This window comes from Quyinboa ferrireducens, from assembly GCF_042436675.1.
In the GTDB taxonomy this organism is placed as follows: domain Bacteria; phylum Bacteroidota; class Bacteroidia; order Bacteroidales; family UBA5342; genus JBHJHP01.
This window is the reverse complement of the sequence record NZ_JBHMVA010000007.1, coordinates 39,124-53,081: the sequence shown is the minus strand read 5'-3', so window position 1 is coordinate 53,081 and position 13,958 is coordinate 39,124. Positions and strand designations below refer to the sequence as shown.

At 39.3% G+C, this 13,958-nt stretch carries 9 protein-coding genes; 2 read left to right on the top strand and 7 right to left on the bottom strand.

Features of this window, described 5'->3' with window-relative positions; translation table 11 throughout:
• Positions 1 to 19: 19 nt before the first annotated feature.
• The 4 genes from ACE01N_RS11535 to ACE01N_RS11520 form a co-directional block, all read right to left on the bottom strand.
• Positions 20 to 1,087 (bottom strand): porin, encoded by a 1,068-nt coding sequence (locus tag ACE01N_RS11535; protein ID WP_380588770.1) that lies wholly within the window; start codon positions 1,085 to 1,087, stop codon positions 20 to 22.
• A gap of 142 nt (positions 1,088 to 1,229) precedes the next feature.
• Entirely contained in the window at positions 1,230 to 1,715 is a 486-nt protein-coding gene (tsaA, locus tag ACE01N_RS11530) for a tRNA (N6-threonylcarbamoyladenosine(37)-N6)-methyltransferase TrmO (RefSeq protein ID WP_380588768.1), read from the bottom strand.
• A gap of 51 nt (positions 1,716 to 1,766) precedes the next feature.
• On the bottom strand, positions 1,767 to 2,099 hold the full coding sequence (locus tag ACE01N_RS11525; RefSeq protein WP_380588765.1) for a winged helix-turn-helix domain-containing protein: 333 nt from the start codon (positions 2,097 to 2,099) through the stop codon (positions 1,767 to 1,769).
• A gap of 38 nt (positions 2,100 to 2,137) precedes the next feature.
• A complete protein-coding gene (locus tag ACE01N_RS11520; RefSeq protein ID WP_380588762.1) occupies positions 2,138 to 2,350 on the bottom strand; it encodes a TOBE domain-containing protein in 213 nt (70 codons plus the stop codon).
• A 276-nt stretch (positions 2,351 to 2,626) separates the two neighbouring features.
• Here ACE01N_RS11520 and ACE01N_RS11515 point away from each other — a divergent pair, with 276 nt between their 5' ends.
• Positions 2,627 to 4,168 (top strand): GNAT family N-acetyltransferase, encoded by a 1,542-nt coding sequence (locus tag ACE01N_RS11515; protein WP_380588759.1) that lies wholly within the window; start codon positions 2,627 to 2,629, stop codon positions 4,166 to 4,168.
• A 137-nt stretch (positions 4,169 to 4,305) separates the two neighbouring features.
• Complete coding sequence (locus tag ACE01N_RS11510) at positions 4,306 to 5,382, top strand: cellulase family glycosylhydrolase (RefSeq protein WP_380588756.1); 1,077 nt, start codon at positions 4,306 to 4,308, stop codon at positions 5,380 to 5,382.
• A 352-nt stretch (positions 5,383 to 5,734) separates the two neighbouring features.
• Here the strand turns inward: ACE01N_RS11510 and ACE01N_RS11505 are convergent, their stop codons facing one another.
• From ACE01N_RS11505 to ACE01N_RS11495, 3 genes are read right to left on the bottom strand one after another with little or no spacing between them, the layout of a single operon-like run.
• Positions 5,735 to 7,927 (bottom strand): hypothetical protein, encoded by a 2,193-nt coding sequence (locus ACE01N_RS11505; protein ID WP_380588753.1) that lies wholly within the window; start codon positions 7,925 to 7,927, stop codon positions 5,735 to 5,737.
• 18 nt (positions 7,928 to 7,945) lie between these two features.
• Positions 7,946 to 9,925: a RagB/SusD family nutrient uptake outer membrane protein gene (locus ACE01N_RS11500; protein ID WP_380588750.1), complete on the bottom strand. Its 1,980-nt coding sequence runs from the start codon at positions 9,923 to 9,925 to the stop codon at positions 7,946 to 7,948.
• An 18-nt stretch (positions 9,926 to 9,943) separates the two neighbouring features.
• Positions 9,944 to 13,207 carry a SusC/RagA family TonB-linked outer membrane protein gene (locus tag ACE01N_RS11495; RefSeq protein ID WP_380588747.1) on the bottom strand — a complete coding sequence of 1,088 codons (3,264 nt, stop codon included), beginning with the start codon at positions 13,205 to 13,207 and terminating at the stop codon, positions 9,944 to 9,946.
• Between the last annotated feature and the right edge of the window lie 751 nt (positions 13,208 to 13,958).

Below are 13,958 nucleotides of genomic sequence, written 5' to 3'. Positions count from 1 at the left end.
TTTTGAGTTTTGAAGGTTATTAAAGTTTTACCTGGAATGCGAATCCGAAATAATCGCCTGTGTTGGATGCCACTGATCCGCTCTGTATCAGGTAATGCAGCGCCAGTTTCAGTTTATCTCTGTTAAGGTACCAGTTAACACCAATATCAAGGGTTTCATCGTTCCCGATGTATTTGAACAGGCGTTTATTGCCTTCGCCCTCATATTTATCGTAGGTAACCGTAGGCTCAATAAATGTTTGTTTGTATTTAACGGTATAGCCTGCGCGGATGTGCCATTCTGTGCCGGAGTAATCATCAAGACCTTCAGATGTCCGCTTCAGTTTGAAATATTCACCGTCTATACGTAATCCGGCAAAATTGATAAGCAGGTCTGCACCATAAGCCATAGATTGATTAAAATAAGTGGTGTCGGTGAGGCGTCCGTTGGTTTGGTTCGAAACACCTAAACCCAGGCTGATACCTTTTCGTTTTTGCCAGTGGTTTCCGGGAAGCCTGTATTTATAAGATGTTTGTTCCGGCTCACCCAACGAAAATATTATGTGGGCAGTGTTTAAGCGACTGGCATATCTGCTGCTGGCGTAAGCCGCCGGTTCAAAACTTCCGATCCGGTAACTGATTCCGAACTTTTCAAAGTTTTTTAGTCCACCAAGCCCTATTCCACTCTCGACGCCGTTGCCTTTGCCGGTCATAAAATTGCGCATAAACCAGTTGGCACGGGTTCTGTCAAATGATCCCTGAGCCCAGGCTGCGGTGTTGTATTCGCGGCTAATGGCAGCCCAGTAATATCCGGCATGTATATAAATAAGGTCGGACGTTTGAAGCAATTTGGCGGAAATATAGGCATCCCAGATATCTACTCCGGCATAAGAACCTTTGGTGGATGCGTAGCTGTCTTCGCCAAGCCTGTCAAAGTGCAGTTGAAAATGGTAATTCAGCCATGGGTAAGGATCCCCTGTTGCACCAAATCTAAGCCTGCGTATCTGGTTGTCGAACCTGTCTGCATTCGAAGTCTCATTCATACTGTATGTCACCCAGTTTTCAAGGACAAGGATAGGTCTAAACAATTTTTCCTTACTGTTTAGCATAAATGGATTGTTTTTTTGGGATTCGTTATTCTGAGCTACAGTTCTGTAGTGGGATGTCATCAGAATAATCATAGTACAGGTTAAGCAAACTCGGATTTTTGTTGCTGTCATTATTATTTGGTTTTAAAATGATATAGATTCCTTATCTGAACCGTTCGTCAGCTCTTAGCTTTTCCAGCGGCATATCTTTGTTTTTCTCCAGCCATCCAATGGTTACGTTTTCACGGTTATCGTATCGTGGATAAAATGGTTTTATATCGATAAGAGGTGTTCCGTCCAGCATATCCACCTGTTCGATATAAATCAGATTACCTTGTATTCCTGTTAATTTTACGGTTGACATGCCGATGGCATTTGGCCGTTTGGGAGCCTTGGTAGAAAAAATTCCACGTTCCTGTGTATCCATAAAGGGGATCACTTTTAGCTGATGATCTTCAATCTTATGAAAATGATAGAGAAGTGTGATATGTGAAAATCCATCCAGATCACGCAGACCTTCTAAATATTCCGGTTCAAGTTCAATATAACCCGTAATTCCTTCCGCAGCGATTGGCTGAATCGGCATATCCGGAATGTCGGTATACGGTGTATGAATAATTCCGATGGGTTTGATAATAATTTGTTCCATATGTTTTGTTTTAACGTTATCCCAAAAAAGATAACGCTGGTTAAAAAATTTTTAAAGATTAATTTCTGTATTCAGCTTATTGACAAAAATCCGAACCTGGTTTTCTATCAGTTCGTATTCTTTCAAAATAAACTGTCCATAATCAGTAATGGTAGCACCACCACCGCCTTTGCCACCCCTGCTTTTACAAACCAGAGGTTTACTTAGACCTTTATTCAGTTCTTCAAGCATAAGCCATGTTTTGTTGTAGGATATGTTTAAAACCTTCGATGCCGTAAGCAAACTTCCTGTTTCTGATAAAATTTTCAGCAGTTGTGCCCGGTCAGATGTCAACAGCAGGTTGTCGTCTTTCTTAACATTTACCAATAATTCTATCTCGGTCATTTGCTATTGTATTGATCATAGATGCTAAATCGCTTTTATTAATCAGGCACACCAATAATTACTTCTGTTGATTTTACAATGGCAAATGCCGGCTCGCCAACTTTTAGCTGCAAATCATTAATGGCATCTTTCGAGATAATGGAGACAATCTCATTTCCATTCCCGAGATCTATTACCACCTTGGAAGTGATCAAACCCTCGTCGATGGATTTTATGGTGCCTGCCAGATTATTTCTTGCACTTAATTTCATATTTAAGTATTTTGTATCGTAATATCTGATCTGTGTTATTGTTTTGGCTTCAATAAAAAATATGCCATAAAGTATAATGTACTTATAGATAATTCATTATGAAAATGATAGCATCAACAAATCCTACAATTATGTAGGAAATAAAGACACGTCTACATAATTGTAAGTGAAATGGATCGGAAATCGACTTGGCGTTTATATAAATAATTGTAATTTCATCAAACCTCTTTATGTCCTTTATGTTAAAGAGAAAGCAGGTAATCTAAAATTCATTTTATGGATACTATTGAAAATATTGAAATCGTTTTTTTAACTATTGATGACTATGATGAGCTGAATACGGCGATGGAGGAGGCCTATTCCGGTTTGCCCGGTGCATACTGGGAAGAGGAACACATTAAAACACTTATAAAAAAATTCCCTGAAGGCCAGGTAGCTATAAAAGTTGATGATGAACTTGCAGGCTGTGCACTCTCAATAATAGTGGATTCCCAAAGACTTGAGAACAAACATACCTATAACCAGATTATTGGCAATTATTCGTTTAGTACGCACAGAAATAAGGGTGACGTATTGTATGGAATCGAGATTTTTATACGACCCAAATTCAGAGGATTACGCCTTGGAAGGCGTTTGTACGACTACCGTAAGGAGCTGTGTGAACGATTGAATCTGAAAAGTATCGTGTTTGGAGGAAGGATCCCTAATTATTATATATATGCCGAAGAGATTACACCTAAAGAGTACATAGAAAAGGTTCATAAAAAGGAAATTCATGATCCTGTACTCGATTTTCAGCTTTCAAACGATTTTCACCCAAAAAAAATATTAAAAGGATACCTGGAAGGTGACGATGAATCAAATGAATATGCGGTTCTGCTGGAATGGAACAACATATATTATGAGGAATCATCGGATAAAGCGGTTAACACCAAAACAGTTGTACGGCTGGGCTTGGTACAGTGGCAGATGCGTCTTTATAAAGATCTTGACGAAGTGATGCAACAGGCAGAATATTTTGTGGATGCTGTATCGGGCTACCGGTCTGATTTTGCCCTGTTTCCGGAGTTTTTTAATGCCCCGCTTATGTCTGCCTACAACCACCTTTCTGAACCGGAAGCCATACGAAAACTAGCCGAATATACCTCTGATGTGGTAAAACGGTTTTCGGATCTGGCCATTTCGTACAACATCAATATCATTACCGGGAGCATGCCGGAAGTGGTGAGTGGTGAACTGTACAACGTGGGTTACGTGTGTAAAAGGGACGGAGGCATTGAGCGTTTCGAAAAGCTGCATGTCACACCTGACGAAGCCAAAGTATGGGGGCTTCAGGGTGGACAGAAACTGAAAACATTTGATACGGATTGTGGTAAAATAGGTGTATTAATCTGCTATGACATAGAATTCCCTGAGTTGAGCAGACTTCTTGCTAATGAAGGGATGGATATTTTATTTGTGCCGTTTTTAACAGATACTCAAAACGGATATTCCAGGGTACGAAACTGTGCTCAGGCCAGGGCCATTGAGAATGAGTGCTATGTGGCAATTGCCGGTAGCGTTGGAAACCTGCCCAAGGTTCATAATATGGACATTCAATATGCACAGTCTATCGTTTTTACACCCTGCGATTTTGCATTTCCAACAAATGGAATAAAGGCAGAAGCAACACCTAATACAGAGATGATATTAATTGCCGATGTGGATCTTGATATGCTACGCGAACTGAATCAGTTTGGCAGCGTCCGTAACCTCAAAGACCGTAGATCAGATTTGTATTCCATCATTAACCACAAACGAACGGATACGGATTTGTAGAAAAGTATATTTAAGGCATTGAGTATGGATTTCCAGGCAAATAACGACAGCGGTAAAACAAGGTACATTTCTTATGTCCCTGTATCCTGGCGTAACAATAAACCATACATTAAATAACAGACCATAATAATAACTACATGAAGAATGTATTAATCGTTGCAGTATTGGGATTGTTTATGGCAAGCTGCGCAAATGATAAAACAGTTGCATCGAATGTAAAAGGTGAGCGATGGAGTAAACAAAAGGCAAAGGAATGGTATGTAGAACAGGGTTGGCTGAGGGGCTGTAACTTTCAACCCAGTACGGCGATTAACCAACTTGAGATGTTTCAGGCCGAAACATTTGATCCTGAAACCATAGATCGTGAATTAGGCTGGGCTGCTTCCATTGGGATGAACCTGATGCGTGTTTACCTTCACCATGCTGCATGGGGAGCCGATCAGGAGGGTTTTAAAAATCGTTTGAATGAATACCTCAGCATTGCCGATAAGCATGGCATAAAAACCCTGTTTGTAATCTTCGACGATGTATGGAACCCGGAGTATTCAGTAGGTAAACAACCTGTACCTGTAATTGGAACACATAACTCAGGTTGGGTACAGGACCCCGGTGCAATTATTCATCGTGATCCATCCATTTTAATTGCGATGGAAGCCTACGTAAAAGATATTCTTGGTACATATAGGGATGATAAAAGGGTACTGGCCTGGGACTTGTATAACGAACCGGGTAACAGTGGTTGGGGCAACCGATCTATGGATCTTCTGGAGAAAGTTTTTGAATGGGGACGTGAAGTAGATCCATCGCAGCCCTTAACAGCCGGCGTATGGCTCTATAGTTTAAAGGATCTGAATAAGTTTCAGGTTGAGCACAGTGATATTATAACCTATCATAATTACGAATCCATGGACAGGCATCAGGCCGCGATTGATACGCTTAAAACTTATGACAGGCCGCTGATATGTACAGAATATATGGCACGTACCAATGGAAGCAGTTTTATTGATGTGATGCCTGAATTAAAAGAGCAGAATATTGGTGCTATTAACTGGGGATTAGTATCCGGAAAAACAAATACAATATATGCGTGGAACACGCCGGTTCCCGATGGTAGTGAACCTGAGGTATGGTTTCATGATATATTCCGGAAGGACGGTTCAGCGTACAGTCAGGAGGAGATTGATTTAATAAAAAGTTTAACAGAGGTGAAGTAAGGATGAAGGGAGTTAATCGGACTGAAAGAAATTTTTACTACTGAATTTATCAGGGGGTTAATTTCAAATAACAACAAAGAGAGCTCATTTATGGTGGCTCTTTATTTATGCACTTTAATTTTTTGAGGTACGGTTTGTCCGGCATTTGCATTAAAGAGAATTACGCATTTAAAGGAGTATTCAATAAAGGAGGAGACTTAACAAATATTGCATTTCGAATGATCAATAAAACGAGAGTAAAACAATGCTCAAAGATTATTTATCTTCTTTATATAAAAGGTCTGTCTAAAATGCTAGACAGACCTTTTGTTCATTTTTTAGTAAAAAGTATTTTAATTTATCCAGAAATTAATTATCTCCATCTTGGATCACCAATTCCAAGCGTGTATATTTCATGGTTATGAACCGTTGCAGTATTATTGAAATACAAACCATCAAGATTGTCAATCTCATGCATATTCGGATCGTCTGCCACATTAGGTGGATTAGGACTCTTCATTAACTCAGTAGGAGAAATAGGTGTTGGAGCATCAGGTGTACCGCCCACTTTCACTACAAGTTGTTCCTCTCCCTGAATAATACCCGGAGAGTTAAGCGTATAAGCACCTGCACTGTTTTTATTGGCACTAAATGCTGCAGAAGTAAATATTCCGTCGAAAACCTGTTGCGTTTCGTCGCTACTTGAAGAGTAGTTGTCCGCAATATCGAAAGTAATTTCTTGTGCTGCGCCATTGATAAAGCGGATATCCATTCCTTCGAAATACATATTACGGGTATCTTCAGTTTTTTTGGTTTGAATAAACAGGTTTTTCTTTACAGTAATAGAACTTCCACTTGGCAGGTAGCGTAAATCGAAGAGTTTACGCCCACTTGAACGCGTACTGAAGTTTACAAGTGTGTTATTTTCAAATGTAATTTTGTATTGTATGCTACTGGACCAGTCTAAATTTTTTCCCCCATCAGTAAAGAAGCAGGTACGGGGCGAATCATAGAATGTATTGTTGCGGAACACCATATCCATGAATATGTTCGATTTTGCATTGCTACCATCACCTGCAACCCAGGCATAACCACGTCCGTTGTTGTCATAGAAACCGCAATTGTAGACCATACAGTCTTCTACAATAACGTGTTCAAATGTTTTACGGTTTACGCCCTGTACACGTATAAATCCGCGAACCATACGTTGGAATGTGCAATTACGAACTTCGAACGATTGCAACGTTACTGCCATACCATCTGAATACATGTTGATAAAGTAGTTACCATTTGACGATCCGTCACCATAGTTCTTAGCTAACGGGCAGTCGAAGTCAATTCCTTCAAATATGAGTGACTTGATGTTTATTCCGCCCAATTCGCCGGCTTGAGGTCGACGACCAAACATAAAGTTCATTTGATTAGCAATACCACTAGCTGCCAGAGACATACCACTAAGCAAGACTTTTGCACGTTTACCTGCGGCCAGATCTTCTGGTTTTGTGGCAAGTGTCATACCTTTACACAAGCTTGTATTGTTATATAAGTAGTAAGTTTTACCACCTTCCAGATAGAAAACAGTTCCTTCGGCCAGCGATGCATCAGCAGTGTAGTTATCAATAATTGTATCAATACGGCAGGCATTATATTCTACCGCTCCTTCAATAGTATCATTAGGATCAACATAGTGAGGAATAAGAATAGGTTCACCTGGTTCACCATCCATACGAATTACGCACGTATTGTAAATTGCATCCCAGTGCACAGGAATATTTATATTCTCAACATTTATTACATAAACGCTGTTTTCCTGCAATCCATCAATATCAATGTAACCTGTTTCAAAATCTTCAGAGGTTATTATATATCTTTTCCATTCATCTGGGACGGTTGCATCAGGATTGGTTGCTGAGGCCTCAACTGTAAGTATCTGCATTACAAAATTTCCGTTTTCATCTATTTCAAAATGCGTAGTAAAAGTACCATCATCGCCTGATGCTTCAAGTGAACGGTCGATGTTAACACGTAACGAGGTTTTTGTGATATTATCTACCACTATAACTTCTGGAATGCTGTAGCGCTCCTGAGTTGCCAATCCCTGATATTCAGCCCACTGCCGGCCACTTCCGTAGCCATACCATTTTGAGTGATAGCCCTCCCCTTTAGTTGAGAGTGTACGTATTGCAAAACGATAATCGGTGCTATACTGAAGATCCTTTATAATTATGTCCAAGACATCGGGACCAACGATTGTATCTAAAAGAATAAAAGCCGGATTCTCCCAATCAGAGGCCAATCCTGAACTAACATTTGGTTGCAGGGCCATTTTTATTTCGTATCCCGCAGATCCAATTACACCATACCAGTAAAGGTGTACATCGTTTACATCAACTACCTGACAACGATAAGGGTCAGAATCGCCCTTACCTGTATTATTGTCGTTGCGAAACATTGTCATGAACTCTCTTTCCGGAGAGTATTCTGCATCTTCAATCTGATCCTCTTTGCACGAATACATAAATGCAAACAAGAGGATTAACAGTCCGTATATTAATTTATTTTTCATCTAATAAAATTTAACAGATTACTTTAAATAACCATAATAATTTTGATAAGCGCCTGCACTGCGTTGTATAGCAGCATTAGGATAAGGCAGGATGTAACGTACAACCGGAAGGTTGCTTGCATTCGATGGCATTGCAGTGAGTGCTCCGTTGTCAACAACGTATAAATTGCCACGATCATCACCACGTATAAATCCAAAGAAGGAATAGAGACACTGATCTGTAGGACAACCGACAGATTCATTCCACCATCCATAGAAATCAGCTGTAGACCATGGGTTTGCAGCATCAGTAGGTCTTTGAGTAGCGATATATGGATTATAAATTTCAAGTATATCCAATTGTGTATTAGGATATATGTTTACATCGCCAGGATTACTTATAATCCTGTAATAGATATTATAGGGAAGCGTTAATTCCAAATAACCGGGCATCCCGTCGTATGTTTCAACTCTTTCTATATAGTCTGAAGATCCTGCTGAATTCTCAGCAACGGAATAATAGCGTAGAAAACTGTAGTATAGCACTTCAGCATACATATTATTACGTACAAGGTCTTTCCATCGCATATTTTCGCCGGCAAACTCCCATTTACGCTCATCAAGTAAAGCCTTCAGAAAAGCCTCTTTACTTGTGGATACGGATTCAATATATTCACCAACTTTCGATTGATCTTCAAATGCTCTGGCACGAACCTGCTGCAGTGCTTCTTTGGCTTCTGCACCCGGACCATTCAGTTCGTTTAATGCTTCGGCATACATCAGAAGCACATCGGCATAACGCATGTAAGGATAGTTTATACCAGTGTTGCTGTCACTATTGGTTCCCATTGATTTTGAAGACCATAATTTCGACCATTTATTGTTGTGTACAGTATAATCACGGCGAATGATTGGTGTGCCGTCATAATCGTAGTACCATAAGCCATTAAGGAATTCGCGGCGCAAATCAAGAGCGTCAAACTGGAAGCGATAGAATGCACTCAGGCGTGCACTTCCGCCACTTTTACCCCAGATATTCAATCCTGAAGTTTCGCCTTCGTAATTGTTCCCTGTTGGCCCCTGGATGTAACCAATACTTCCCGTTGAGTTCATTGCAAAAGGAATTTCAAAAATTGGATCATCGTTGTTTACTACAACATAATTACATTCGTTGATAAATACCGTGTTGTAAGGAAGGGCCAGCGAATGTGTTCCTGATGAAATTACAGAATCGCAGTATTGAGCTGTTATTTTATAATAATCTGTATAGTTTTCAGGACGTTGCATAGTTCCGTATTTGCTTGTATTAGCTGTGTCGGGATGAAGCGAATAACCTCCACAAGTTAAAGCCATACGTGCAATCATCGACCAGCAGAACTCTTTTGACACGCGTTCAACACCATAATCGAGGTCGCTTGCAAATGACATATAAGGAGCAATTGCTTCCAGGTCGGCAATCAATTGTTTGTGAATTTCTTCCCGATCCACAACCGGCATGACAAAGTTATCGTTTGCAGACGTTGGTGTTAAAGAGAACGGTATGTCACCAAACATGACAATTAGATCGTGATAAAACATTGCACGCATAACTTTAGCCTCGCCCATCTGCTGCATAATATCAGCATCAGTCTCATCATAAAGCGGACTGTTTTCAAGATAATAAACAAAGTTGTTGGCATACTCGATACCTCTGTAAGCTGCTATCCATGCTTTGTTAATTGCACTACCCTCACTTGTACAGTCGAAACGACGATATTGATCGTTGGTAGATACATTGTTGGAATTTACATACATATCCACGTCACTATTCAGACAAAATGTTTCCAGATAAGCCTTCCCATAAGTGTCGTTGTTCAGTAATTGGGCATATACACCATTCAAAGCACGCGAAATTTCATCTTTATTACTATACACATAGTCGCTATCGAAAGACGAAACGGCTTCTACATCAAGATAGTCTTCGCAAGAATAGAGACATGCAACAGTTAAAACGGTTAATAATATATTTTTTAGTTTCATATTTGATATCCTTGAAAATTAAAAAGTAATGTTTGTTCCTAATACAATACTACGGCTACGTGGGTAGCGGTTGTAGTCCATTCCAGGAGTTAAACCTGTCTGAATGTCAACTTCAGGGTCATAACCCGAGTAGTTTGTAATGATAAATGGATTCGTAACACTTGCATAGAAACGAACTTTTGATATTCCCCGTTTCTTCGTGGAGTTATTTGGTAGTGTGTAACCAATGGTGAAATCCTGGCAGCGAAGGAACGAACCATCTTCAATAAAGTATGAATTGGTTATTTTGGTTGTTACATCAGATGGATTCCATAATGTTTTGCCTTCATTGAGAGAAGCATAGGTTGCTACAGAATTGTCGATATAGTAATTTCTGTACATGCACTCACCATTTGTATAGTCTATGTATGTCCAACGATCGTTGAATTCTGACAATACATTGTAGAAATTATTTCGATTCCCTTCAGAAGAGGAAAGCTGATATGCTGTAGCATTGTTTACATCGAAATCATACATATAGTTAAAGTTAATAGCAAAGTCAAGACCTTTATATTGTCCGCTGAACCCAAAACCACCCTGAATTTTAGGATTTGTATTACCTATAACAGTACGGTCATATTCATCGATTTGGCCGTCAGGTGCGCCATCGGGACCACTGATATCCTTGAATTTGATTTTACCTGGAAGTGTTGGATCGCCAGAATTACTGGTTCCCGATACGGTATTAATAATTGTACCCTCGTTGGGTATAGCCGTGAAGTTCTGGTTAGGATCGAAAGTAAATTCGTCCATACCGTAAATTCCGTCGTAAATAAAACCATAAATCAAGCCAACCTGATCGCCAACCTTTAAGCAATAATCGTTATAAGCTGAAGACCAACGTCCGTTATTGTACCATAATACATCATCAGTATTGTTCAGTTTGTCAACAACCATTTTGTTAAGACCAAATGTTAAGTTCCCGCTCAACACATAATGGGTACCCCGAGCAATATCAGTATTCAATGTCAATTCAAAACCGCGGCTGGTTACCTGTCCAATATTTTGTACCTGCGTAGTATAACCCGTTGCAGAAGGGAGATCGGATATATAAAGCATATCGCGTGTTGTATTCCAGTAAACTTCAGGAGAGAGAGAAATACGATTATTGAACATGCCAATATCAAGAGCAAGGTTACGTTTTATGGTTGTTTCCCATTTGATATCCTCATTGAAAAATTCTGATCCGGTTGCATTACCATACCATTGTTCACCATTTTCGGTTAATTCGCTAAAACCGGGACCTCCGGTAGTATTAACTACATACAAAAAACGCCATCTGTCGTTGCCAATACCATTGTTACCTGTTAACCCGTAGGCAGCACGTAATTTCAGGTTGTTAATAAAGCTGATTCTGTTAAAGAAATCCTCCTCAGAGATAACCCAGCCAGCTGAAATGGCAGGGAAGGTACCCCACCGTTTGCCAGGGGCAAACTTACTGGATCCATCAGCACGCATGGTAAGCGATAACAAGTATTTGCGGGCATAATTGTAGTTTGCCTGACCAAAGTAGGATGACGTTCGGACAGAAGTCGCATAGGACGATGTTGTCAGATACGGAGTGCCTAAGCCCATGATGGCTAGTGCTTTATCGGTTGTGATGTCCTTTGGAAAATAACGATTCATTACAAAAATCGATTTATAATCGTATTGCTGAATTTCCTGGCCCAATAAGAACGAGAATTTATGAATACTGTTCATTTCCAGGTCATAAGCAGCTGTATTTGTCCATGTGTATGCAAGACTACGGCCTATACTTAATGAAGCAACAGGGAGTTTACTGTTACTCTCCCCAGTACCTGTCATTGCACCATAAAAACGATCTGTAAATTTGAAACTAAAAGAGCCAATAACTTCAGAACGCAGCGTTAAACCACTGAGAGGCTGCCACTCCAAACGAAACTGATTCGTACTTGTATAACTGTCTTTTTTCTGAGTGTTCTGGTCAATATCGCTTTTAGGATTTGTATATTCAAAAATAGCTTCATCGTCAGGATCGACAGTTGCGGGATCCCAAAAAGCGAATTCATGCAAACCATTGGTTGGACGATAACGAAGTACATCGATAACACCACCTGAACCAATATTATCACCTCCGGCACCTATATCATGGCGATAAGTTAATTTAGGGTTCATTGTAAATATAAGATTCTTGGCCAGGTTAATGTCAATCTTAAGATTCATATTAGTACGGCTAACACCCGATCCCAGAATAATACCTTTATCTTCAGACTGAGTTAATGACAGGTTTAGACGCATTTTTTCATTACCTCCACCTATAGTAAGATTAGTAGAGTAATTCATTGGCGTTTCCCCCATTACTTCATCTTGCCAATCGTGAGTTGTTGCCCGTTTATAAATATCCAGGTCTGCAGGGTTTCCAAAGTTAGCACGGAAGTATTTTGCGTTCGAACTGCGGGTACCGCCGGAAGCGGCCCAATCGTACTGATAACGAACAAAATCTTCAGTGTTCATCAGATCAAGTTTTTTTGAAAGCTTACTAACTGATGTATAAGCATTGAGATTAACTTTAATCTTACCTTGTTTTGCCGACTTGGTTGTTACAATAACAACACCATTACCACCCTTGGCTCCATAAATAGAAGTCAACGAGGCATCTTTCAGCACGTCGATTGAAGCAATGTCAGTTGGAGGGATATCGTTAATATTATCCGTTTGAAAACCGTCAACGATAAAAAGAGGGTCGTTACTTGATGTTACGGAAGAACCACCACGGATGCGGATATTAATATCAGCTCCAGGCGCACCATCAACAGTAGTTACCTGCACACCTGCAATTTTACCCTGCATTGCCACAGCAGCTGAGGTTACGGGTATTGACTCCAGTTTTTTACCGGAGATAGATCCAACAGATCCGGTTAAGTCTTTACGGGCCCTGCTAATGCCAAAACCAATCGCAACAACCTCATTCAAGATACTTTCTTTTGGTGTTAATGAAGCATCAATCAGTTTCTGATCACCAACCTTAATTTTTAGAACATCGTAGCCTATAAACGAGAATACTAAAACCGATTCCTTTGATGGAACTTCAATAGAGTATTTTCCATCTAAATCAGATGTAACACCTATCTGGGTTCCATCAATATAAATGTTTACACCCGGTATCGGTTCTTTTGTGTTACCGTCTGTTACGGTTCCTTTAATAATAATTCCCTGAGCTGAAAGAGCCAGGTTCACAGATGCGAGAAAAACTAAAAGAAGTATATTCTTCCAGTGTAACATCCTCCTCGCTTTAAACATGTCATTTCTTTTACACGTCATAACAATTAGAAATAAGGTTTAATTTTTGAATTTTTAAGAAAAAAATGAAAAGTATAAAAAAAATGTAAAATGCACACTCTTAAAACTAAAAATATGTTAACAAACATAAGGGTGAGATTTAGCGTATTATACTTTAAGCTACTCTATATAACTTATACGCATTACTTTGAATCTGAATCATCTCTATTTGTGGACTAACTGTTTGTCATGCCCATTTGGAGTTGAAGATTGTTGTAATATTTCAGGATAGTAAATTTTATAGGATTTTCTTTAGCAAGAAAGAACAATATCTATTGATAAAGTTCTGTTAGCCCATGTTCTGATCTTTTTATCATATAAAATCTAAGACTCGTACTAATACAGTTTTATTTGCAGGAAATCTTATTGTTCAATCGTAAGTACTGTAAGGTCCATGTCAGTTTGGATCATATGGTTTACATTCAAAATATATATCCAGTTTATGTTCACTGAATTTATTTAGATATAGTCTTTTCAAGTAGTTAAGTCAATGTATTATGGTTAGCTATGCCTTAATAAAAATAATATAAAATCCATAAGAGAAATTAAGAGGAAAAATTCAAGTGGACGTAAAAGTGTTTGTTTAAAGAAGTCGCTGTAATTAAATAATATACATTTAGTTATGTTTGTAGGTACCCGGAACAGGACTTCCCGGTATCACTCGATTCATTGGGATTACGCTCTGCTTAACTTC